We start from the raw sequence: 22,908 nt of genomic DNA on the forward strand, positions 1-22,908 counted from the left end.
CCTAAAATCCGTTTATTTTCCGCTAAAAGGAAAATAAATATCAATATTTAATCATTAAAATGAATTTTTATAAAAAATATCTTTTTTCTCTTCCCTTTCTAAAAGACATATAGTATACTTACTTCAAAATCAGAGGAGAAAGGGAGCAAAGAACTATGCTTACAAATACAACTGTAGTTACATTTGCACAAAAACATCATCATCATACGTAAACCCTTGAAACCTAGCGGAAAAATTCACGCGTAGGTACAAGGGTTATTCCCGTTGTACCTACGTTAGGCAAAGAGCCATGTAGGTATTTTTTATCTACATGGCTCTTTTTTATTTCCAAAAAACACTAGGTACAATAAATCATAAAACAAAAAAACTATCATCAAAAGGAGTTAATCAATCATGGACACAAAAAAATGGGGTTTATGGATTTTAACAGCATTCGTTGTTGGAAATATGGTTGGTGGCGGCGTGTTTATGCTTCCAGCAAATTTAGCACAAGTATCAGGGCCAATGGGATCCACACTTGCATGGACAATTACCGGACTTGGTGTATTTATGATTGCACTTGTGTTTGGAAACTTAGCAATGCGAAAGCCAAATTTAAAAGCAGGTCCACAAAGCTATGCCGAGGCAATGTTCACTTCACCAAAAGCTGGTAAAGTTGCTGGTTATAGCATGGCGTGGGGATATTGGGCGGCAAACTGGGCGGCAACAGCTTCTGTTATTATTTCATTTGCAGGATATTTATCTACGTTTTTCCCAGTTATGCAAAGTAAACAAATTTTGTTCACGACAAATGGTTTCTCGTTAGAACTAGGAAAAGCCTTAACATTTGCTGTATGTAGTATTATGCTGTGGGGCATTCAATATATTCTTTCTCAAAATATTGATCGTGCTGGTAATATGAACTTACTTGCAACTGTTGCAAAAATTATTGGCTTTACGATGTTTATTATCATTACATTATTCATCTTTAATGCAGCGAATTTCGGCGATGGACAAACATTTATGAATGAGGCTGGAAAATCTATTCCATTAGGTGGGCAAATCAACGCTGCTGCTATCTCAACACTTTGGGCGTTCATTGGTATTGAATCAGCTGTTATGCTTTCAAACCGTGCAAAGTCACAGCGCGATGTAAAGAAAGCAACGATTTTCGGATTAGTCATTGCACTTCTTATTTATGTATCAATTACATTGTTAACGATGGGTGCTCTTCCGCAAGATGCGCTAAAAGGATCACAAAAACCATTGGTTGATGCATTAAGCATGGCGATCGGTAATAAAGGTGCATACATTATGGCATTTCTAGCACTTGTTTCTCTATTTGGTTCTACAGTAGGGTGGATTGTTGTAAGTGCAGAAGTTCCATATCAAGCAGCGAAAAGCGGACTATTCCCTGCTTTCTTTGGAAAAACAAATAAAAAAGGCAGCCCAACAAATTCATTGTTATTAACAAATATCATGACACAAATTTTCTTATTCTCTACTATTTCTGGTTCAGTATCAGAAGCATATAACTTTGCAATTGTTGTCGCTACACTTGCGTATTTAATTCCATATCTTGTTTCAACATTGTATCAATTAAAACTTATTATTACTGGTGAAACATATAATAACATGCAAGGCTCTCGCAAATTGGATGGAGTCGTCACAGTACTTGCTCTGATCTATTCCATTTGGGTTATCAAAACAGGAACTGCTGATATGAAAACTTTCTTCCTAGGAATCGGATTATTTGTATCTGGACTCATTCTTTATCCATTCATTATGAAAAATACCATTAAAAATAAACCAGATACACTTGATACAAAAGTCAGTTAAATTCAAAAACACTAGCTCGTTAATGAGCTAGTGTTTTTGATTAAAGTAATGTTACTTAGCCAGCATACAACTAGTTTTTCCCTTTTAAAATACGATATGCTGCAAATCCAACGATTCCAAATCCAGCGATTGCAGAGAATTGCCATACTGTTGGTCCATTATCAATATAAATCCAGCCATCTCTGTCTGGAACCCAATCGATTGTATTTTTCGCTGGACAAACTTGTCCACTTACATTTGATTTTAATCCAAAACGAATTTCCCTTTGCTTATCTAATCCAAATTCTTTTAAAGGGACTCGGAATTCTACTTGCTTCTTGTTACTACTCACTGAAAGGGTTTGTTCTTGGTAGCTTCCTGCCGTCACTTTTACAGCATATTGATTTCCTTTCCCAACTTCTCCTACCCAGACAATTGGATAGCGATACTGCATCATTTGGCATTTCCCATCAATGTCTACATATTCCCACTTCTCTTGCCCACCTTGTTTCGCATATGGAAATACAACATGAAATGTCCAACTATTTTTATGATGTCCCGCTGATTGCCTCTCTACATATAAATATAAATATTCACCGTCTGAATAATATTTAACACCTGTAATATCTTCATGATTCATTCCACTTGGCGCATCACCTTTTGGGTCCGAAACATACGGCATATTGTTCCAATCAGAAAAATCTCCGTCAATTGTAATAGGCGGTTTCTTAGCGGCTGCGAATACTTGTAGTTGTGCGATAATTAATACACATGCACTTACTAAAAAGGCCACAAGTAGTTTTCCATCTCTCATAGTAGCTCTCCTCCATATATCATTTATTACCGCCGCCATTCATCCATTTTTTCAATTTAAAATAGAAGGAAAACTGTTTCTTTATTTTCTCACTAATTATCCGCATTTCTTCACTTAATGTGCGCGTATTCCAGTTTGCTCTCTCTTCCTTTGCGTTAATCGTTCCAGCAATACGGCAAAAGAAGACGAACATACGATAAAATGGAAGTAAAAATACCGTATATAGATGTTTACGCATATATTTCTTTATCTTTGGCTGTGATTTCAAATACAATTTTGAAACAACATAAAACAACAACGAATTTGCTACATAGGCAAAGTAAAGAATCATATTTGCTGTTACAATTAAATACAATGGATAATCCAAAAACATTAAATATACGAGCGCAAAAATCCAAATCATTCTTGAAAAAATTAATGTATGATCTTTAATCATTGTATAGCGAATGACATCTAAACTACCTCGCATTTTTTTCTTTAAAAATTTATTAAATAAAGCGGTAACTTCTATTCCCCCGCGTTGCCAGCGTTGCCTTTGCATGTATAAACGGTCTACTGATTCAATTGGATCTACATAGAAAAAAGCGTCCTCGCATAATGCTACTTTTCCATTGTACATAAGACGAATTTGTGTTGTCATATGCGTGTCTTCTCCAAGTGTTTCAATATTATACATTTGTGTTTTTGTTAATACCTCTTTTCGGAATGCTGAAAACGCTCCTGCTAATGTGAAAATAGAATTGCGATTTGATTGGTAACCTCTACCTACTAAAAATGCTTCTACATACTCAAACAACTCACAGCGCTGTAATAATTTTAATAATGGTTTACTATTTTCTTGAATCAATTTCGGATTGATCATGACAACGCCAGTCATGGCCGCAATCTCTATATCTTGTTCAAATTTTCTTACTGTATGATAAACAGCTCTTGCATCAAGCATACCGTCTGAATCAATATTTAAAATGTACCTTCCACGTGAAAGGTATATTCCTTGATTCAAAGCTTGTGCTTTTCCCTGCGTTGATTTTATATATCTAATATTTAAAAACGGTTGCTCCATTTGAAATTGCTGAAACACTTCAAAAGATTCATCTTCTGATCCATTATCAATCAAAATAACCTGTATATTTTGCAATGGATATTGTTGATCTGCAATTGACTGCAAACACTCCCTCAATGTTTTCTTAGAGTTATAAACAGGAATCAGAATCGTTACATATGGAAAAAAAGTCAATTCTGTCTCTTTCTTTCTGAAATAAGCACGCCAAACAACAATAGCACTTCCAAATCCAGTGAATAAATCAACAAGTAACGGAATAATGAGCCAAACGGTCCAAAAAAAGAATTCACGCAATAAAACATCCATCGTCACTTTAATTCACCTACTTTCTGATAGCGAATTTGAACAAGTGTAAATAATATATAATAAAGATATACCGTTAAACCGAAGAAAAGAATGCGAGCAAATACCATATGAATAAGCTTGTAGGCGTCTGCTCCAAATATCTTTGTGGCAACAATAATGAATAATAGCCGCAAAATATTTGCGACAATTAAAAAGAATATACCAAAAATCGTTGAGAATACCTTTGTTTTTCGATTTCCAAACGGGAAAAACAGTACGAGAGATAGAAAAACGAGTAACTCAATGCCGCCAGAGCATTCATAATTTAATACCATCGTTACAATCCCTTTTCCCGTTTCAATTGTTACGAATACCAGTTCACGATGCACATCAAATACCGGAAATACGGCCGAAATCCACTCTAACACATAGGAATTCACAATGTTTGCGTATTTCTCAACGTAAGGCAGAAAGTATAGCATACAAACTGTAAAAAAACCTACGCTTCCTACTATAAAAGCAAAGAATCGTAATCCAATCCGTTGCATCATCCTATAACCGAAAATGCAAAGTACAATCAGTAGTATCCCAATAATCATAAAGCTCATGCTTCCCCCGCCCTTCTTCTATACATTGCATAGGATAAACTACAAATGATACAGAAAGCACTCACAGATAAAACAGCACCTTGCATCACATACGGGTACCCGACATGTACTTTCACATGTTTCGTCTTTATGTTCATAAATTGATTCATTTTTTCATATGTACCTTCTACTGTTTGGAAAGCATCAATTGCTGCAACAGGAACAAGTATATTTACTTGTTCACTATCAACAATGACTTCATTATGATTTCGTTTTAAACGTACCGATACAACCTCTCTCTTTGGTAATGTGTAAGCTTTTAATTGCAACATATCCTCAAGAACTTGTAGTGTATCCCCATTTCTCGTTAAAAACGTATAATAAGGAATATTTAATGCCATAAACATTACGTTTTCATTTTTTCTTTTAGCTAGGTAATTAAAAATCTGTTTATTCACATATAACTGTGATTCAGAATTAGTTATGTCACTAATAACATTTGTTCTCCAATCACTTGATTTTTTAGGAAATGGTTTTGTTTCTATTTTTTTACCTTTATAAAATAATTCCCCATACTGATCTTGCAACGCAATGGATTGAACATTTACATTCAGAAATGATTCTGTCATTCCAGCTGTGTCAATTACCACTCTAACGTGATGATTAGCTAATTTTCCCACTAACTGTTCTGCTGCTTTTTTGTCTTTGTAATCTACGCCTGAAATGTAAACAACTTTATAATTTTTCAACTCGCTAAACGTGTAGTCATCAATTTTCATTCTGTCCCCTATTAATAATTGCGGGAACATATAAGTGATATTGGGCGCATATTTTCCAATTGCGATCCCCTCATATTGCACTTTTGTTCCAAAATTCCCTTCAATAGGATATTTATAAATATAATTACTTGGTGTCTCCTTTAGTAACTCATATCCCACTCGCTTAGCCGATTCCTTCATTTCCTTAGGGTGTTTCACAAAGTTCTTCTTTAATACGAATGTATCCGCTCCTGTTTCTAGCGTACGATCAAATAGAATATCATAATATTCATGTTCTAATGCTGTATTAATTTGTACTAAATTTTGTGCCGTCGTTGCGCCTTGCCACGCCCAGCCATACACCTGGTCTTTTACCTTATTCTGTTTTCCATGATACGATAAATAATAACTTGGAAAAGAACCATACTCAGAGTTATCTAACATCGCGATACGCTGCGATGCTGTAAAAATGGCCACATCTAAATCTTCAGCTTGTCCTTTCGGAAATTCTTGGTTAAATCCAACTGTATAAAAAGAAACTCCTGAATCAACAGCTAATAACAAAATAAACAACCACATGAAAGACTTCCGAAGATTTTTCCATAATAAAAAAGAGAACAAAATCATCACCATCGCCATAGCAGTAAAGCGGCGCATCCATAGCACTTGAACAAAAGGCATATTTTGCAGCAATGGTAACGCTAGTTTTGTTGTACCTATCATAATGAATAAGGCAACAGAAAATCCTGTTATCTGTTTTTTGGAACTAAAAAGTAAGCCAAATAAAGCGAGAACAGCAAATGAACAGCCAAAATAATAGATTTCGATATCATGAAAACGTAAAAATGGATGTAGCGATACACTTAATGGATATGAGTGTAGTGCCATTACTTCTAAATTAGCCTCTCGGTCCATTCCAATAATGCCGCCATTTAATGCTGGAAATAGCCAAAATCCAGATAAACCAATCCCTAATGCCGCATACGTGAGTACAATAAATTTATGAATCATCTCTTTATTTATAATTGAGTCGATAAGGCAAAATAAGAAGAAAGAAAGGCCGACCATCGCTGTTAACATCGGATGAATCAGCGTTATGATTGCCATTAAAATAGAAAGAATGAGGTACAATTGAAGTCTTTTCTCACGTACTGCACGGTAAAATAGTAAAAATAGAAATGGTAATATTGATGTTATTGTGCAAAAAGGAACATTTCCTTCTGCAAATAAAATGCGAAGATTTTCTGGAACGAAGAACCATAGTATCCCAATAAAAAATGCTAGCCATTGTCGTTTTGTATACACTCCCCACAATAACCAGCCAAGTCCACCTATTATAAAAAGAAAAATATAAAATAATTGATACGCTGAAACCATATCCGTTGTGAACATTCGTAATACAGCTAAAATATAATAAGATAAAGGTGCCCAAAATCGAAATGGTTGAAATCCGTTATACCACTGTGCACTATAATTCACATACCAATGTCCTTTTTGAAATTCATCATATAGTAAATTTGCTTTATAAAAATGCCCATAAGTGTCCGACCCCCACGGATAACGCCCGAAGCGATTCACATACCATGACATAAGTAAAGCACATACTACTAATAAAGAAAGTTGAAAAAGAAAAAGAAACAGCCCAACTCGTTTTCGTTGTTCAAACTTCATACTGCTTTTCCTCACTATCCTCTCTGAATCACATATTGCCGCATTGGATTCTCATTAATTGTTAATTCCTCAAGCGGAACATCATGCTTCTGTAAACGCCCTGTCAAATCTTCAAAAAAAATTCGTCCAATTTGTTCCATCGTACAGTTTCTTCCTGCAAACCTTGGAGAATCATTTAAGCACGTTCCTTGGTATTCATTTAAGTATTCTCCAATGACGTTTTCAATATGAGTAAAATGTAACTCTTCTTCTTTTTTATGTAAAATAAGTAATGTAATTTCCCATGTATGCGGATGTACATCTGATCTATTCCCATTAATAGACACATAATGCCTTGCGTTCAAATAAAAATGTAGACGATATTTTGTAATCATCATAATTTCTCCTTCAACCATTTTGTAGCGTCCCTTCATACAGAACGAGTACATAGTATATAATGAAACACAAAGTAGCAAAAACTAAATATCAAACTTCCATTTTTTACATATCCATTACATCAGAGCAGTTACAACAATAGTATTTCCCTTTCGACCTATGTAAAATTATCTCTTTTCTAAAACAGTAAAAAAGTCTGCTCCCATGCAGAACAAACCAAAACTTCCTATTTGTTTAATGGAAATAAAACATTTTATAATAAAGCTATAGCTATAACTAATCAGAAAAAGGTGACATTCCTACCAATGAAAAATCGTGTTCTGCAATTACTATTTGTTATTTCCATTTCAACTATTTTACTCATGCTATTAAACAGATCATCTATATCGTTATATACTTTCGCTGGAGTCGTATTCTTTATTACAGCTGTCGGTATTGCTTTCGTCATCTTTATTGAAAATCGATCTCCGCAAAGTACATTAGCTTGGTTTTTAGTATTAGCAATTCTCCCGATTTTTGGCGTATTTTTGTATTTATTATTTGGCCGAAGTAAATGGCGCCGAATAAAACATTTACATCGTTCCGAAGAACAAAGAAAGTTGTTCCGTGAAATTTTAGAAGGAAAACGATTGAAACAAGAAATACCATCGTCTCTAAATGAACACTCTGCCCATTTAACTACAATCATTCAAAAATTTGGCGGGGGCCCTATTGCTGATGAAACGACGACGAAATTATTAACAAATGGAGAAGAAACATTTACAGAAATTTTGTCTTCCATTCACGAAGCAAAGCACCATATTCATATTCAATATTACATTTATCGAGCTGATGAAATTGGAACAAGGATTCGAGATGCTTTAATCGAAAAAGCAAAAGAGGGTGTAATTGTCCGCTTTTTATTTGATGACCTCGGAAGCTATCCATTACGAAGCACCTTTTTGCAACCGATGAAGGATGCAGGAATCGAGGTAGTAGAATTCGATCCTGTCCTTTCTCCGTGGTTAATTGAAACTGTCAATTACCGGAATCACAGGAAAAGCATTATTATTGATGGTAAAATTGGTTTTACAGGTGGATTGAATGTTGGGGATGAATATCTTGGGCGCTCTAAGAAATTTCCAATTTGGCGAGATAGTCATTTAAAACTTGAGGGGAAAGCATTATACAAACTACAAGCGCTCTTTTTAGAAGATTGGTTATACGCACTTAGTGGATTAAACAGCTATTCTTGGGAACCGTTTATGAAGAAAGAGTATTTCCCAGGGTCGACAGCTCAGACAGAAGGTGCTGTCCAAATTGTCGCAAGTGGCCCAAGTGCAAATGACAAGACGATTCGAAATGCCCTGTTAGCAGCAATGACATCAGCGAAACGTTCTATTTGGATTGCAACGCCATACTTTATTCCTGATCAAGAAACATTAACATTACTACGTTTAAGTGCAATCGCTGGAATCGATGTCCGCATCCTGTATCCTGGCATAAGCGATAGCGTGATAAGCGACCAAGCTTCTCAATCTTATTTTGCTCCGTTATTAGAAGCAGGTGTTTCTATTTATCGTTATAAAGATGGCTTTATGCATGCTAAAATTGTCTTAATTGATGATGAAGTTGCAACAATTGGTACAGCAAATATGGACATTCGTAGTTTTGAACTGAATTATGAATTAATCGCTATGTTGTATAATTCACAGACTGTCCTTGATATTAAACGTGATTTTGAACAAGACTTTAAGGATTCTACAGAAATTCGTTGGGAAGTATTTCAAAGAAGAAGCCTTCGAAAAAGAATGCTTGAATCACTAATGCGACTTATTTCACCGCTTTTATAAAGTGAAACTCCCATCGGTGTTTATAAGGTAACATCTTCCAAGTTGGAAGATGTTTTTTCTTTGCTTCACTTATGAAAACACGTTATCATAAGAAGGATTGTTTACTTTATGAAAATAATGTTAGGTGGGAAATACATGTTAGAACAATTTCATATACATGAGGGATTAAAAGAGCAACTTGTAAATATTCATGAAACAAATAAACAGGCAGCAGGCAATGCTGCTACTTTAATTGGAACAAAAATGTACAAAGCAGCAGATAGCAGCATTATTGAAGATGCAATTACTGCCTTACTTCTTGGCAAAAACGTTCTATTAAAAGGCCCTACGGGAAGCGGTAAAACCGTTCTTGCTGAAACGCTATCATATCTATTCCAAAAGCCCATGCATAGCATCAACTGCTCTGTTGATTTAGATGTAGAAGGTATTTTAGGATACAACACATTAACAACAAAGGACGGTGCCTCTGAAGTTACTTTCGTGAATGGTCCATTGATGAAAGCGATGAAAAATGGTCACTTCCTTTATATCGATGAAATTAACATGGCCAAGCCAGAAACGCTTCCACTTCTTCACGGTGCACTCGACTACCGAAAAATGATTACAAACCCATTCACACAAGAAGTTGTGTATGGCAGTGATGAATATCGTGTAATTGCTGCCATTAACGAAGGGTATGTTGGAACGAGTGAACTAAATGAGGCGTTAAAAAACCGTTTCGTTATTATTGAAGTTCCTTATATTCAAGGTGAAACATTAAAAGAATTGTTATTAGCTGAATCAAAATTAAAGAATGCAGAAACAATCGAAAAGTTTGTAGCATTCGCTAGTGACTTGATGCCCCTTGCTCGTGATGGTCGTGTGAGTGAAGAAGCGGCAAGTATTCGCGGTATTATCGATGCATGTGATTTAAGTGTATATATTCCAGTGATGCGTGCAATTGAACGCAGTATTATTGCAAAATTAAGTGATGAGACGGAACAAATGACGGTACGTGAATTAGCAGAAAGCTATTTCTTTGAGGGATAATTCATGAGACAAATTTTTAGCGATAAAAAAATCGATGCGTCTCTGTTTCTACAAATGGAAAACTTAATGTACGCTCTTCTAAAAGAGGAAAATGCGTATTTAGAATATGGATATAAAGCATATTATGACGAAATCGAAAATAAAATTGTCATCAGTCATTTTTGGGATGATCGAAGCGAAACGGATAAAATAATCGGCTTAAAAAGTGAAGTATATTTAAAAGCGCTTGGCTACAAACATCATTCCGATATGCAACTAATTCGTAATTATGCAAAAGAACTACAGCAATCACCGCTTAAAAATTTTTTAACACAGCTATTCGTTCTATTAGAAGATTTACGAGTTGAAGAAATTGTGAAGCGAGAGCGTCCTGGTACAAAACCAATTTTTGCACGCCGAAAAGAAATGTATCGAAATTATTTCAGCTCACAATATGAAATTAACCGGATCCGGAATTATCATGCTGATATGCTTATTTGTTTATGTTACTTAACAGTAACGAGCGAAAAATACGAAATGTTTAACAACGACTACTTTGAACAGATTGAAGCAATCTTACATGAAACATTTCAAACGCGTACAACAGAAGATACGATGTATGTTGTCGAAAAAATTCGCTATCGTTTAGAAGAACTTTTAGAACATGATATGATTAATAACTACTTTGGTCTTGCGCCGCTCAATACTTCTGTCATTTTTGACAAAATTGAAGAACGAGTAGATGAATTAGCAAACGATGATGTTCAAATTGTTGATGATGACGATAATAAGAGTAAAATAAATGAAAGCTTTTCAACTTGGCATCGTGAAAATAAAAACAATGAAAACGAAAACTTCTTACGCTTTGAATTAGAAAGCGGTACAAAAACAAATATGATGGGTGATACTGCCCGTGAATCTGAGGATAGTGATCAAGCACTTGCTTCTGTGCAAGGTACTTCCCAAAAAAGTACGCAGTCGAACTTCGACGGTGCAGACGCTGAAGATACGAGAGCATCTCATGCTTCTAGCCAAGGGGAAGGTGCATACGGAAAATATAACGCCGGCGCATCGCACACTTTTAAAGAAGCTCGTAAACCAAACCATGATGAAAAGAAAGACTATCAAGCTATAAAATCTGTCGTAAATAAAGATGTGAAAGAACTAAAGAAAATCATCGAAAAAACAATTGAAAATAAAACAAACGCAAATGCTGATAAATACTACGGAAGACTCCGTAAAAAGTTCCTACGTATTTATACAGAAAAACAACCGCGTATGTTTTATAAAAAAGGACAAGAATCACAAGAGCTTGACGTTGTCTTTCACCTGCTAGTTGACTGCTCTGGTTCGATGTATAACAAAATGGAAGAAACGAAAAAAAGCGTTGTTCTGTTCCATGAAGCTTTAAAATCGTTAAAAATTCCACACGCCATTAGCGGATTTTGGGAAGATGCTTCTAGCGCCACGCCAGAAAATAAGCCAAACGTCATTCATGAAGTCGTAACCTATCAAAATTCAACGCTTCCAAGCATTGGTCCAGAAGTCATGCAACTTCGTGAAGAAGAAGATAACCGTGATGGATACATTATTCGTATCGTGTCAGAAAAACTTGCAAAGCGTTCGGAAAAACATAAATTCCTACTCGTCTTTACAGATGGCGAACCGTCTGCATTAGACTATCAACAAGACGGTATTTTAGATACACACGAAGCTGTAAAACTTGCTCGCAAAAGCGGCATAGAAGTCATCGGGATCTTTATCGAAGAAGGCGAAGCAAAAGAAGCTACGTATCAACTGATGAAAAATATTTACAACCACCACTTCTTAGTAGCGAATCATGCTGAAGATTTACGATTAAAGATTAAACCGCTATTGAAGAAGTTACTACTGAAAACGATTGAATAAAAACCGGAGCTGGGTGCAGCTCCGGTTTTTTTGTCTTTTATTGCCGAGCGGTCTTTAAATTGTGTCGAATCGCCGATAAAAAATGAAAATTTTTGGGGCATATTAAGAATCAAATACATGTGAAAGGATGATTCATTTGTGCCCCAAAATGGATGAACAATATTCGGATGTTACAACTGCTGAAGCTAGACATCAATATGTCATTCCTGAGGAGTTTCCTGAAGGGCCTTACGGTTCTGCCTCTAACAAAAAGTTAGGAAAATCGAATCCTTGGGATAAAGATCAAAAAACACATAAAGCATTTAGCAACGAATATGAAAAACAGTTTGAAGAAACAAAGCAATAATATCGGAAAACTAATGTAGATATATCCAAATTAAAAAAACGACATAAAAACCTCTTTCTTTTTATGGGAGGACGAGTGCATCTGGCTGTGCATAGAAGCGGTCAGGGCCTTTTCCTGCCACGTGCGATGTTTTAAAACAAAGGGCGCAAACGATTGCAGCTTCCTTTTTTTCTACATCGCCGCAATCCATATGTCGAAAAATTAAAATGGATTTATATAGGCTAGCTAATGAGAAAAGAACCGATTCAACACATTGAATCGGTTCTTCTCATTAGCTAATTACTAGCTCAGTTTCTAATTTTTTTTTTAATTTCTCAAGCATATCAGCTGTCATTTTGTCTAAATCATAGTCTGCTTTGAAGCCCCACTCTTCTTTTGCTGCTGTTGCATCAATTGAGTTTGGCCAGCTATCTGCGATTTTTTGACGAGCTGGATCAACCGCGTAATCCATCGTGAATGTTGGAATGTATTTACGAATAGATGCTGCAATTTGTTCTGGCTCGAAGCTCATTGCTGTAATGTTAAATGCATTGCGATGTTTTAACCTACTTGGATCTGCTTCCATTAACGAAATGATCGCTTGCAATGCATCTGGCATGTACATCATATCCATGTATGTTCCTTCTGCAATGTAAGAAGTGTACGCACCCTTTTTAATTGCTTCGTAGTAAATTTCAACTGCATAGTCAGTTGTTCCCCCACCAGGAGGCGCAACGTATGAAATTAAACCTGGGAAGCGCACACCGCGCGTATCTACACCAAACTTTTGATAGTAATAATCACATAAAAGTTCTCCAGCTACTTTGTTGACCCCGTACATCGTAGTTGGACGCTGAATGGTGTCTTGCGGCGTATTATCTTTTGGCGTTGTCGGACCGAATGCACCAATTGAGCTTGGCGTGAAAAACTTACAATTTAACTCACGTGCCGCTTCTAACGCATTTACAAGACCGCCCATATTTAAGTTCCAAGCAAATAGCGGATTTTTTTCTGCCGTTGCAGAAAGTAATGCTGCTAAATGAATGATTGTATCCACTTCATTACGCTTTGCAATATCATGTAATTTTTGACCATCAGTTACATCTAAAATTTCAAATGGGCCAGACTTTACAACTTCGCTATCTGTTTCACGAATATCTGTTGCAACAACATTTGATGCACCGTATACATCACGAAGTTTCGTTACAAGTTCAGAACCAATTTGACCTAAAGAACCGGTTACTAGAATTTTTTTCATTTTCCCCACTCCTCATTAGTAAGCTTTCCTAGATGTAAATGTGTTAAATAATACCCATTTCTTTTCCAACTTTTTCGTATGTGCGAATTGCTTCATCAAGCATTTCTTTTGTATGTGCTGCTGTTGGCATATTACGAACACGTCCTGTTCCTTTTGCTACAGTTGGGAACACAATTGATTTTGCGTATACGCCCTCTTCGTTTAGACGTTTACTAAATTGTTGTGTTAATACTTCATCACCAATAATACAAGGTGTAATTGGTGTTTCACTTTCTCCAATGTTAAAACCAAGCTCTTTTAAGCCTTGTTTCAAATAGCAACCATTTTCCCATAAACGGTCATGCAGCTCAGTGCTTTCCATTAAAATTTCAATTGATCTCATACAAGCAGCTGCATCAGCTGGCGTTAATGCTGTTGAGAATAAGAATGGACGTGAGCGCACTTTTAACCAATCGATTAAGTTTTTCTTACCAGCAACATATCCACCGATTACCCCAATCGCTTTCGATAATGTACCGATTTGGAAATCTACTTTATCAGATAGTCCAAAATGTTTCACTGTACCAGCACCTTTTCCAAGTACACCAGAACCGTGTGCATCATCAACATACGTCATTAAATCTAGCTCTTCTGCAATTTCAACGATTTCTGGTAGTTTTGCTATGTCGCCATCCATTGAGAATACGCCATCTGTAATAACCATTAATTTATTGTAAAGACCTGATTCTTTCGCTTCGATTGCTTTTTTACGCAAGTCTTCCATATCAGAATGTTTATAAACGATAATTTTTGCTCTTGATAAACGGCTACCATCAATAATAGATGCATGGTTTAATTCATCTGAAAGAATTGCATCATTTTTATCCATAACAGCTGAAATCGCTGCCATATTACAATTAAATCCAGATTGATATGCAATTGCTGCTTCAGTATGTTTAAACTTTGCAATTGTTTCTTCTAATTTAATATGCAAATCAAGTGTACCGTTAATTGTACGAACAGCTCCTGCACCAACACCATATTTATGAATCGCGCTGATTGCTGCTTCTTTTAAGCGCTGGTCTGTTGCTAATCCAAGATAATTGTTTGAAGATAAATTAATATATTCTTTTCCGCCAATTGTGATGATTGGTCCATTCGAACTTTCAAGCGGATCAATAACGTTATAAAGCCCCTTTGATTTTAAATCCTCTAGGTTTTCTACTAAAAAATTGTCAAGTGTTTTGCTAGACATCGTGAAACCTCCCTATCGTTCATATAAAGAAAGTATTACCATAATACTTCCTTTACCAGCTTAACACGTTTTTTAAAATTGTTATAGGAAAATAGTTTAAAGTAAACGCTTACATCTACTGATTATATCTTATCTAATGACGGAAATCTATTATTATTATTTAGATTTTGGTAGAATTAAAAAAACGCTTTCAGGGAGAGGATACAATGTCTTATACAGAATCTGACGTTTACAATGAAGACTTATTTTTTGAACAATATATGAAACGCAGGCATCGAATTGATAACCCAAACGATACGATTGAAAAGCCTGCTCTCTTACAGTTACTCGGCCATATAAAAGGTAAAAGCATTCTTGACCTTGGCTGCGGTGATGCACAATTTGGAGTAGAGCTACTACAGAAAGGTTGTCACTCTTATACCGGCATTGAAGGCTCTCATCGTATGCATGAAGAAGCTCAGAAACAATTACAACATACAAATGGAATTGTTCACCTTTTAAACCTCAAAGACTATACATACCCATCTTCTACTTTTGATACCGTTACATCTAGACTTGTCCTTCATTATATTGAACATATTGATGATTGCTTCAAACAAATTTTTCAAACGCTAAAACCTGGCGGGACTTTTGCCTTTAGTGTCCAACATCCAGTTATTACCTCTGCATTTGAAAGCTTACAAGCCACTGGAAAACGAACAAGCTGGCTGGTTGATGATTATTTTAAAACTGGTAAACGCGTCGAGCCATGGATTCATGAACAAGTTGTTAAATACCACCGAACAATTGAACAATACTTCCTATCTTTACAAAAAGCTGGTTTTACGATTACTAGTTTACGCGAAGCAACACCAGAGCTGCAGCATTTTCAAAATGAAGAAGAATATAACCGTAGACTGCGCATTCCTTTGTTTCTATTATTTTCATGTACAAAGTAAAAAGGCGATGAATCACTATCGCCTTTTTACTTTGCCTTTTAATTAATCGCTTGCGGAAGTATACGTCTTCCCTTTCCTTGCGGGATACAAAGCGGTGTACCGAATAACGGATCTGTTATAATTTCACAATCCATGCGAAAAACATCACGTACAAGCTTATCATTAATAATATCTTCTGGTTTTCCTTGTGCATAAATTTGTTTATCACGAATTGCTACAATATGATGTGCATAACGACAAGCTAAATTTAAATCATGCAGCACCATTACAATTGTCCGTTGCTCATTCTCATTTAACTCAAATAATAAATCCAGTACCTCAATTTGATGTGTCATATCTAAATATGTTGTTGGCTCGTCTAATAAAATGATATTTGTATCCTGTGCAAGTGTCATTGCAATCCATGCACGCTGACGTTGTCCACCAGACAATGCATGAACATCTCGTTCTGCAAATTCGGTCATTCCAGTTGCAGCTAATGCTTTCCATACCATTTCTTCATCTTGCTTTGACCATTGTTTTAACCATGTTTGATATGGATAACGTCCTTGTTTAACAAGCTGAAGAACAGTTACTCCTTCTGGCGCTTGTGGACCTTGTGGTAAAATTGCAAGCTGACGAGCAATTTGCTTCGTTTGCATATTTTGGATAATTTGATCTCCTAATAAAATATCCCCAGATGCAGGTTTTAATAACCGGGCAAGCGAACGTAATAAAGTAGATTTTCCACAGCCATTTGAACCTATAAAAATTGAAATTTTTCCTTTTGGAATTTCTAAATCTAATTCATCAATAATAATTGTTTCACCATAAGACAACGTTAATGATTTTGTTTCTAATGCTTTTTGCATGTTTATCTTCCTTTACTCCGTTTTTTTATAGATAGTAAATCATCTATGTATATTTTTCTTTACCTTTATGAATTTCGACTTTTATAAAGTAAATAAATAAAATATGGAGCACCGATTGCTGATGTAAATACACCTGCTGGCACTTCAAGCGGAGCAAAGACTGTGCGCCCAATTAAATCTGCAGCAAGTACTAAAATCGCACCTACAACAGCTGCTACTGGAATTAACGCACCATATAAAGAACCTACTAACCTTCTTGAAATATGTGGTGCCATTAAACCAACAAATCCGATTCCACCTGCAAAGGCAACCGCTCCTCCAATTAACGCTGTACTAAGGAGCAATAGGAAAAGACGTGATTTCGTTAAACGAATACCAAGTCCGGCAGCAATATCATCACCAAGTTCTTGTGCATTTAAATGTCTCGCAGCTATAAATGCAACCACTGTTAAAATAAGAACCCAAGGTGCTAACACCCCTACGTTTTGCCAGGAAGCTCCGTAAACAGTACCGGTAATCCACACATTGGCTTGGCTCGCTTGGTAGATTGGTGCTAGCAACATGAATAATGTTGTCGCTGCCTTCGTTAGTGCCCAAAATCCAACACCAATTAAAACAAGACTAATCGGCGATAATCCATCATTTCTCCACGCAAATAAATATACAAAAACTGCAACGATGGTTGCCCCAATAAAGGCCGCCAATGGCATATAATGGATACTTACTGTTAATGCATTGTTTTTATCACTAAATATAGCTAGGAATAATACAACCGCTACACTTGCCCCACCTGTAATGCCAATAATATCAGGAGATGCAAGCGGATTTCGAACGAGCCCTTGTAAAATACATCCGGCTACAGCAAGAGCTATTCCTACAAGAATTGCAATGAGAATACGTGGCATACGAAACTTATTTACAACCATACTAGACATTGCATCACCGTTTCCGATAATTGCTTGCCATACATCATATGGAGCTACTTTCATCTCTCCCATACCCGCACTTGCAAAAAATAATCCGATTAAAACAACTAATAAACCTAACAAGACGAGACAAGCTCGTTTATACATTAAAAACGAGAGTCCATCTTTTCCTATACGAAACGGAATGTACTTCTTCATTTGCTAAGTCCTCTCTTACGTGCGATATAAATAAAGAATGGTGCACCAATAAATGCTGTCATAACCCCTACTGGTACTTCTTGTGGCATAATCACATATCTCGCAGCAATATCTGCAAATAATAACAAAATGGCACCTAACAATCCACTATACGGAACTCTCCAACGATGATCTACACCGACAAGAGCTTTTGCGAAATGAGGGGTAATAATTCCAACAAATCCAATTGGTCCTGCAACAGCAACAGATCCACCTGACAATAAAACAACAATAAGCAGTACCAATGCCTTCATCATCACTGTTCGTTGTCCTAGCCCTTTTGCTACATCTTCTCCCATCATTAGCGTGTTCACTTTCCCTGCTATCAAGAGAGAGGCAATCCAACCAACTAATAAATATGGAAATACGGATTGTAATACTTCTAACTTTCTCCCTTGTACAGAACCAGCAAGCCAGAACAACACTTCTTCTAACGCTTTTTCATTTAATACAAGCAGTCCCTGTGTTAAAGAAGAAAATAAGGCACTTATCGCTACCCCTGCCAATGTTAACTTAAGAGGAGTTGTCCCTTCTTTTCCTAAAGAACTAGAAGCAAATACAAGCGCAGCAGCAACTGCTGCACCTAAAAAGGCAATCCACGTAAACGCTGACAAAGATGAAATCGAAAAAACAACAATCGCTACAACTATGAAAAAGGCAGCACCTGAGTTTAATCCGATAAAATCCGGAGCAGCGAGTGGATTTTTTGTTAAAGTTTGCATAAGGCAACCAGCGATGGATAAACTAGCACCGACACTAGCGGCAATAAGCGCACGAGGTAAACGTACATTTTGAATAATAATATGTTCATTCGAACCATTGAAATGGAAAAAAGCATCCCATGCTAATTTCCCACTTGTATTTGTATATCCAAAAATAATACTCCCCCAAATACAAGTAATAACTGCAATGATTCCAACAAATAATCCAACCCATTTTGCCTGATTTGTTTTTAATAACATGTAACGTTTCTCCTTTAATACATAATGATTACGTTGTTAATGTATTGTAACTTAATTCGCAACATCAATGATAGTAATAATTATTTTCAATTGGAACTATTGACAATCTATTTATAACCCCTTAATATCAATTTTGTTAATTGAAAAAGATTCTCAATATCTAGGAGGATACATAATGAATTTCATCAAACAAAAATCATTTGCATTATTTGTATTCGTGTTATCATTTACCCTTCTTTTAGGGGCATGTGGGAAATCAGATAACAAAGCTGAGCCTAAAAAAGAAGAAAAGAAAGAAATGATTACTGTGGAACACGCAATGGGTAAAACAGAAGTTCCTGCTAATCCAAAGCGTGTCGTTGTTTTAACAAATGAAGGAACAGAAGCTTTACTTGCCCTTGGGGTAACACCAGTCGGTGCCGCTGAAGCACCTACCGGTAACCCATGGTATCCACATACAAAGGATAAACTAAAAAATGTAAAAACTGTCGGCACTGAGCTTCAACCCAATGTAGAAGCAATTGCTGCTTTAAAACCCGACTTAATCATTGGTAATAAACTGCGTCACGAAAAAATATACGAGCAATTAAAAGGCATTGCTCCTACTGTTTTCTCAGAAACACTACGCGGTGAATGGAAAGATAATTTTAAACTTTATGCAAAAGCAGTGAATAAAGAAAAAGAAGGTCAACAGGTACTAGCTGATTACGACAAACGTATAAAAGACTTAAAAGGTAAACTTGGAGATAAAGTAAATCAAGAAATTTCTATGGTGCGCTTTATGCCTGGTGATGTTCGTATTTATCACGGAGATACATTCTCTGGTGTTATTTTAAAAGAACTTGGTTTCAAACGTCCTGGTGATCAAAACAAAGATGACTTTGCGGAACGTAACGTATCTAAAGAGCGGATTTCTGCAATGGATGGCGATATTATCTTCTACTTCACATATGATAAAGGGAATGAAAAGAAAGGTTCTGAATTAGAAAAAGAATATATCAACGATCCTTTATTCAAAAACTTAAATGCTTCCAAAAACGGTAAAGTATACAAAGTGGACGATGTCATTTGGAATACAGCTGGCGGTGTAATGGCTGCGAACTTGATGCTAGATGACATTGAAAAACGATTTGTAAAATAAAGTGAAACTTCCATCAGTAGAATTTCTTCATTCCCTACCGATGGAAAGCCTGCTCAATCAAGCTCTTACTGTTCAAAAGTGCGGGATAAAATATCTCAAAAAAACAACTTCTCTTTATAGAAGTTGTTTTTTATTTTGTATTCTTATTCAAAATATGTTATATTCAAAAAGTATCCCTGATAATAATTTGGTATATCAGAAAAGTTTACCTAGTTAAAATTTTCTGATTATTAATTATTTTATATGCTATTTAAACGGAAAATATTAGGTTTGAAAACGCTTATTTTGAGTTTTTCAGGGGAAAAATACGATGACGGAAGATGTTTTTATAGAATTTACAAAATTTTTTATTCTATTTCCATATAATACTATTGACTTCTAAATATTTTGTAAATTAAAATGATTACATAAATATCCGTTGAACAAGATTAGGAGGAATGAAAATGGATGCAGCTGTAAAGTTAAACAAAGCTGAAGAACAACAACAAAAAAAGAAACATCCTCCGGGATTATATTTGTTGTTCTTTACAGAAATGTGGGAAAGATTTAGCTACTACGGAATGCGTAGTCTTTTAGTTCTTTATTTAACGACTGCAGTTGTTGGCGGTGGATTAGGGTTTGACAAGGCATCCGCTGTACAACTTTATGGTACATTTACAATGCTCGTATATTTCACGCCAATTATTGGTGGTTGGTTAACTGACCACTTTATTACAAAACGCCATGCGATTACTGTTGGTGGTATCACTATGGCAATTGGTAACTTTGTTCTTTTCTCAATGAATACAACAACTGGCCTTTATTTAGGATTAGGATTATTAATTATCGGTAATGGATTTTTCAAACCAAACATTTCAACTCTTGTAGGTTCACTTTACGGTGAAAATGATAAGCGCCGTGACTCTGCTTTTACAATCTTCTACATGGGTATTAACTTAGGCGCTTTAATCGCACCGTTACTTTGTGGTTTCTTAGCAGAAGATTTCTTTGCATCAACTGTTAACGGCGTTATGGTAAAAGGATTCAAATACGGCTTCTTAACCGCTTGTATCGGTATGATTGTTGGTCAACTTATCTTTAACTTACTAGCTAAACGTTATCTTGGTGATATCGGAACAACAGTTGTTGGTAAAAAATCAGCAAATAGCACTGCAAAAGTTGTCGAGAAAAAACCTTTAACAAAACAAGAGAAAAACCGCACTTGGGCAATTATTATTTTAACTTGCTTCGTTGTCTTCTTCTGGGCAGGATTCGAACAAGCAGGTAGTTCTTTAACGCTTTATACAGATAAATTCGTTGATCGTACTATTTTCGGATGGGAAATGCCAACTTCTTGGTTCCAATCTGTTAACCCATTGTTTATCGTTTTATTAGCACCAATTGTTTCGGCATTATGGGTAAAACTTTCTAAAACAAAAAATGGTGATTTAAAAATCCCAACAAAAATGGCATTTGGTATGATTCTGTTAGGAATTGGTTACCTTGTATTAACATTAGCAGTTCTAAAAACAGGTAGTGATGAAGCTCATATTGCTGTAAAAGCAAACTTACTGTTCATCGTTATCACGTATGTATTCCATACAATTGGTGAGCTTTTCTTATCACCAATCGGTTTATCTATGGTAAGTGCAATCGCACCTGTAAAATTAGCTTCTTTACTAATGGGCGTATGGATGGCTGGTACTGGATGTGCAAACTGGCTAGCTGGTAAATTAGCAGCTTACACACAATCTTTAGGTTATTTAGAAGTATTCGCAAGCATCGGTATTATCGTTATTGTATTAGGCTTAGTACTTCTTATGTTCTCTAAGAAAATTGCACATATGATGGAATAAAGAAAAAGCGGAGAAATTTCTCCGCTTTTTTTAATGCTCTTCTAATGCAGTGATATCTACTTGTACTGTTTCTTGTGGTGTTTTTATATCGTGTACATTCGCAAGCCCACTTGTCTCATCACAGCTTTCAATCCAAACAGGCACACCTTGATATGTAACGTCAATTCTACTTGATGATGATAAAATTTGTTTTACTCGATTTATATCCATCATTGTTCCCTCCTATTCTTTTTTATAGTGCCGTGTCTAGATGAATTTTATCCCACCTCTCTTTTTATTTCTCTATAATTTGGTAAAAAAAAAGGCATGTACATGTACATGCCTTTTAAATATTTTTCAATTTTAAGAAAATAATGTCTTTAAGATTTTATTTACTTTCTCATTGTGCACTTCATAATATACTTCTAAACCACGTCTTTCAAAACGGACGACTTTATTTTGCTTTAATTTTGTTAAGTGCTGTGATACCGTAGATTGTGGAATTTCTAATACTTCCTGTAATTGTGTTACATTACAAACGCCGCGCTGCATTAGTTCCATGACAAGACGAAGACGAAGCGGATGAGCTAATGCACGTAACATTTGTACATCTTCTTCTGAAATACGACATTCAAATTGATCTTGATACATATTTTCCCCTCATTTTTTCTATTTATTTTATATTTATACATGTGTTATTTTTATATTTCTTATTCACTATTCCATTCTATATTCAATAACTTCCTATTAATAAAAACCACATTCCTCCTTTATATAGAGAGAAAACTCTCTTTTGATGTCTGAATATTATACTATACGGCTTAAAGAAAAAGCAAAGTATCTATAAGGCAGTTCCTTGCTTTCGAAAATAATTTTCTCAACCTTTTTGTTATATTTTTTGTATATCACTTTTACTATTTTATATCTCCTAATGATTCTCCTGCCTCATTCAACAATCTTTAAAGAATATATAAAAACATATAGCATATCCTACCCGTATACACTTTTTACTGCGCAGTACTTAGTTATTCCAAATTCTTCATATAAATGTAGCAGAATTATTACAGTTAACAATCCCATGGAATAATAGCACTTTTACACGTTGACAATAGTTATTAAGGGGA

The 22,908-nt window shown here is 35.6% G+C and carries 21 protein-coding genes; 8 read left to right on the top strand and 13 right to left on the bottom strand.

The genetic code is table 11. The features are described 5' to 3' along the window. Nucleotides 1-393 precede the first annotated feature (393 nt). Nucleotides 394-1,818, top strand: coding sequence for an amino acid permease (locus tag PLX19_RS20485; RefSeq protein ID WP_272190665.1), 1,425 nt, complete (start codon nucleotides 394-396; stop codon nucleotides 1,816-1,818). Between the two features lie 70 nt (nucleotides 1,819-1,888). Here the strand turns inward: PLX19_RS20485 and PLX19_RS20490 are convergent, their stop codons facing one another. The 5 genes from PLX19_RS20490 to PLX19_RS20510 are packed head-to-tail and all read right to left on the bottom strand — an operon-like array spanning nucleotide 1,889 to nucleotide 7,349. Beyond that, nucleotides 1,889-2,611, bottom strand: coding sequence for a Firmicu-CTERM sorting domain-containing protein (locus PLX19_RS20490; RefSeq protein ID WP_272190666.1), 723 nt, complete (start codon nucleotides 2,609-2,611; stop codon nucleotides 1,889-1,891). Between the two features lie 19 nt (nucleotides 2,612-2,630). Further along, complete coding sequence (locus PLX19_RS20495; RefSeq protein WP_272190726.1) at nucleotides 2,631-3,980, bottom strand: TIGR03111 family XrtG-associated glycosyltransferase; 1,350 nt, start codon at nucleotides 3,978-3,980, stop codon at nucleotides 2,631-2,633. A gap of 2 nt (nucleotides 3,981-3,982) precedes the next feature. Next, nucleotides 3,983-4,567 (bottom strand): exosortase family protein XrtG, encoded by a 585-nt coding sequence (gene xrtG, locus PLX19_RS20500; RefSeq protein WP_272190667.1) that lies wholly within the window; start codon nucleotides 4,565-4,567, stop codon nucleotides 3,983-3,985. Beyond that, complete coding sequence (locus tag PLX19_RS20505) at nucleotides 4,564-6,975, bottom strand: 6-pyruvoyl-tetrahydropterin synthase-related protein (protein WP_272190668.1); 2,412 nt, start codon at nucleotides 6,973-6,975, stop codon at nucleotides 4,564-4,566. Before PLX19_RS20505 ends, xrtG begins: the two co-directional genes overlap by 4 nt. Before the next feature lie 14 nt (nucleotides 6,976-6,989). Continuing rightward, the gene (locus PLX19_RS20510) at nucleotides 6,990-7,349 is read right to left on the bottom strand and encodes a 6-carboxytetrahydropterin synthase (protein WP_272190669.1); all 360 of its coding nucleotides are present in this window, start codon (nucleotides 7,347-7,349) and stop codon (nucleotides 6,990-6,992) included. 306 nt (nucleotides 7,350-7,655) lie between these two features. On the opposite strand from PLX19_RS20510, the gene PLX19_RS20515 reads away from it, so the two are divergent. The 4 genes from PLX19_RS20515 to PLX19_RS20530 all read left to right on the top strand — a co-directional run bounded on the left by PLX19_RS20515 (nucleotide 7,656) and on the right by PLX19_RS20530 (nucleotide 12,444). Continuing rightward, nucleotides 7,656-9,182, top strand: coding sequence for a cardiolipin synthase (locus PLX19_RS20515; RefSeq protein WP_272190670.1), 1,527 nt, complete (start codon nucleotides 7,656-7,658; stop codon nucleotides 9,180-9,182). Nucleotides 9,183-9,317: 135 nt separating this feature from the next. Beyond that, entirely contained in the window at nucleotides 9,318-10,211 is an 894-nt protein-coding gene (locus PLX19_RS20520) for an ATP-binding protein (RefSeq protein ID WP_272190671.1), read from the top strand. A gap of 3 nt (nucleotides 10,212-10,214) precedes the next feature. Further along, nucleotides 10,215-12,098, top strand: coding sequence for a vWA domain-containing protein (locus tag PLX19_RS20525; RefSeq protein WP_272190672.1), 1,884 nt, complete (start codon nucleotides 10,215-10,217; stop codon nucleotides 12,096-12,098). A gap of 148 nt (nucleotides 12,099-12,246) precedes the next feature. Then, nucleotides 12,247-12,444, top strand: coding sequence for a hypothetical protein (locus PLX19_RS20530; RefSeq protein WP_272190673.1), 198 nt, complete (start codon nucleotides 12,247-12,249; stop codon nucleotides 12,442-12,444). Nucleotides 12,445-12,505: 61 nt separating this feature from the next. Here PLX19_RS20530 and PLX19_RS20535 read toward each other — a convergent pair whose 3' ends face one another. From PLX19_RS20535 to PLX19_RS20545, 3 genes are all read right to left on the bottom strand, one after another. Then, nucleotides 12,506-12,634, bottom strand: a complete 129-nt coding sequence (locus tag PLX19_RS20535; protein ID WP_272190674.1) for a hypothetical protein — start codon at nucleotides 12,632-12,634, stop codon at nucleotides 12,506-12,508. A gap of 81 nt (nucleotides 12,635-12,715) precedes the next feature. Further along, nucleotides 12,716-13,690 carry an L-threonine 3-dehydrogenase gene (locus tag PLX19_RS20540; RefSeq protein WP_272190675.1) on the bottom strand — a complete coding sequence of 325 codons (975 nt, stop codon included), beginning with the start codon at nucleotides 13,688-13,690 and terminating at the stop codon, nucleotides 12,716-12,718. A 34-nt stretch (nucleotides 13,691-13,724) separates the two neighbouring features. Then, complete coding sequence (locus tag PLX19_RS20545) at nucleotides 13,725-14,915, bottom strand: glycine C-acetyltransferase (RefSeq protein WP_272190677.1); 1,191 nt, start codon at nucleotides 14,913-14,915, stop codon at nucleotides 13,725-13,727. Between the two features lie 206 nt (nucleotides 14,916-15,121). On the opposite strand from PLX19_RS20545, the gene PLX19_RS20550 reads away from it, so the two are divergent. Further along, a complete protein-coding gene (locus tag PLX19_RS20550; RefSeq protein ID WP_272190678.1) occupies nucleotides 15,122-15,853 on the top strand; it encodes a class I SAM-dependent DNA methyltransferase in 732 nt (243 codons plus the stop codon). Nucleotides 15,854-15,891: 38 nt separating this feature from the next. Here PLX19_RS20550 and PLX19_RS20555 read toward each other — a convergent pair whose 3' ends face one another. The 3 genes from PLX19_RS20555 to PLX19_RS20565 all read right to left on the bottom strand — a co-directional run bounded on the left by PLX19_RS20555 (nucleotide 15,892) and on the right by PLX19_RS20565 (nucleotide 18,829). Further along, a complete protein-coding gene (locus PLX19_RS20555; protein ID WP_272190680.1) occupies nucleotides 15,892-16,704 on the bottom strand; it encodes an ABC transporter ATP-binding protein in 813 nt (270 codons plus the stop codon). Between the two features lie 65 nt (nucleotides 16,705-16,769). Beyond that, complete coding sequence (locus PLX19_RS20560) at nucleotides 16,770-17,828, bottom strand: FecCD family ABC transporter permease (RefSeq protein ID WP_272190682.1); 1,059 nt, start codon at nucleotides 17,826-17,828, stop codon at nucleotides 16,770-16,772. After that, entirely contained in the window at nucleotides 17,825-18,829 is a 1,005-nt protein-coding gene (locus PLX19_RS20565; RefSeq protein WP_272190683.1) for a FecCD family ABC transporter permease, read from the bottom strand. Before PLX19_RS20565 ends, PLX19_RS20560 begins: the two co-directional genes overlap by 4 nt. Before the next feature lie 175 nt (nucleotides 18,830-19,004). On the opposite strand from PLX19_RS20565, the gene PLX19_RS20570 reads away from it, so the two are divergent. Together PLX19_RS20570 and PLX19_RS20575 are read left to right on the top strand one after the other, a co-directional pair. Next, nucleotides 19,005-19,970 carry an ABC transporter substrate-binding protein gene (locus PLX19_RS20570; protein ID WP_272190684.1) on the top strand — a complete coding sequence of 322 codons (966 nt, stop codon included), beginning with the start codon at nucleotides 19,005-19,007 and terminating at the stop codon, nucleotides 19,968-19,970. A 443-nt stretch (nucleotides 19,971-20,413) separates the two neighbouring features. After that, the gene (locus PLX19_RS20575) at nucleotides 20,414-21,805 is read left to right on the top strand and encodes a peptide MFS transporter (protein WP_272190685.1); all 1,392 of its coding nucleotides are present in this window, start codon (nucleotides 20,414-20,416) and stop codon (nucleotides 21,803-21,805) included. A gap of 30 nt (nucleotides 21,806-21,835) precedes the next feature. Here the strand turns inward: PLX19_RS20575 and PLX19_RS20580 are convergent, their stop codons facing one another. Both PLX19_RS20580 and PLX19_RS20585 read right to left on the bottom strand, forming a co-directional pair. Then, entirely contained in the window at nucleotides 21,836-22,015 is a 180-nt protein-coding gene (locus PLX19_RS20580; protein WP_272190686.1) for an acid-soluble spore protein H, read from the bottom strand. Between the two features lie 132 nt (nucleotides 22,016-22,147). After that, the gene (locus PLX19_RS20585) at nucleotides 22,148-22,435 is read right to left on the bottom strand and encodes an ArsR/SmtB family transcription factor (protein WP_272190689.1); all 288 of its coding nucleotides are present in this window, start codon (nucleotides 22,433-22,435) and stop codon (nucleotides 22,148-22,150) included. Between the last annotated feature and the right edge of the window lie 473 nt (nucleotides 22,436-22,908).

This window comes from Bacillus sp. BP-3, from assembly GCF_028401955.1.
Lineage (GTDB): Bacteria > Bacillota > Bacilli > Bacillales > Bacillaceae_G > Bacillus_A.

Excerpts from the sequence above, each read along its gene's own strand:
- PLX19_RS20485 (WP_272190665.1), top strand. The coding sequence starts at position 394 with ATGGACACAAAAAAATGGGGTTTATGGATTTTAACAGCATTCGTTGTT.
- PLX19_RS20490 (WP_272190666.1), bottom strand. The coding sequence starts at position 2,611 with ATGAGAGATGGAAAACTACTTGTGGCCTTTTTAGTAAGTGCATGTGTA.
- PLX19_RS20495 (WP_272190726.1), bottom strand. The coding sequence starts at position 3,980 with ATGGATGTTTTATTGCGTGAATTCTTTTTTTGGACCGTTTGGCTCATT.
- xrtG (WP_272190667.1), bottom strand. The coding sequence starts at position 4,567 with ATGAGCTTTATGATTATTGGGATACTACTGATTGTACTTTGCATTTTC.
- PLX19_RS20505 (WP_272190668.1), bottom strand. The coding sequence starts at position 6,975 with ATGAAGTTTGAACAACGAAAACGAGTTGGGCTGTTTCTTTTTCTTTTT.
- PLX19_RS20510 (WP_272190669.1), bottom strand. The coding sequence starts at position 7,349 with ATGATTACAAAATATCGTCTACATTTTTATTTGAACGCAAGGCATTAT.
- PLX19_RS20515 (WP_272190670.1), top strand. The coding sequence starts at position 7,656 with ATGAAAAATCGTGTTCTGCAATTACTATTTGTTATTTCCATTTCAACT.
- PLX19_RS20520 (WP_272190671.1), top strand. The coding sequence starts at position 9,318 with ATGTTAGAACAATTTCATATACATGAGGGATTAAAAGAGCAACTTGTA.
- PLX19_RS20525 (WP_272190672.1), top strand. The coding sequence starts at position 10,215 with ATGAGACAAATTTTTAGCGATAAAAAAATCGATGCGTCTCTGTTTCTA.
- PLX19_RS20530 (WP_272190673.1), top strand. The coding sequence starts at position 12,247 with ATGGATGAACAATATTCGGATGTTACAACTGCTGAAGCTAGACATCAA.
- PLX19_RS20535 (WP_272190674.1), bottom strand. The coding sequence starts at position 12,634 with ATGGATTGCGGCGATGTAGAAAAAAAGGAAGCTGCAATCGTTTGCGCC.
- PLX19_RS20545 (WP_272190677.1), bottom strand. The coding sequence starts at position 14,915 with ATGTCTAGCAAAACACTTGACAATTTTTTAGTAGAAAACCTAGAGGAT.
- PLX19_RS20550 (WP_272190678.1), top strand. The coding sequence starts at position 15,122 with ATGTCTTATACAGAATCTGACGTTTACAATGAAGACTTATTTTTTGAA.
- PLX19_RS20555 (WP_272190680.1), bottom strand. The coding sequence starts at position 16,704 with ATGCAAAAAGCATTAGAAACAAAATCATTAACGTTGTCTTATGGTGAA.
- PLX19_RS20560 (WP_272190682.1), bottom strand. The coding sequence starts at position 17,828 with ATGAAGAAGTACATTCCGTTTCGTATAGGAAAAGATGGACTCTCGTTT.
- PLX19_RS20565 (WP_272190683.1), bottom strand. The coding sequence starts at position 18,829 with ATGTTATTAAAAACAAATCAGGCAAAATGGGTTGGATTATTTGTTGGA.
- PLX19_RS20570 (WP_272190684.1), top strand. The coding sequence starts at position 19,005 with ATGAATTTCATCAAACAAAAATCATTTGCATTATTTGTATTCGTGTTA.
- PLX19_RS20575 (WP_272190685.1), top strand. The coding sequence starts at position 20,414 with ATGGATGCAGCTGTAAAGTTAAACAAAGCTGAAGAACAACAACAAAAA.
- PLX19_RS20580 (WP_272190686.1), bottom strand. The coding sequence starts at position 22,015 with ATGGATATAAATCGAGTAAAACAAATTTTATCATCATCAAGTAGAATT.
- PLX19_RS20585 (WP_272190689.1), bottom strand. The coding sequence starts at position 22,435 with ATGTATCAAGATCAATTTGAATGTCGTATTTCAGAAGAAGATGTACAA.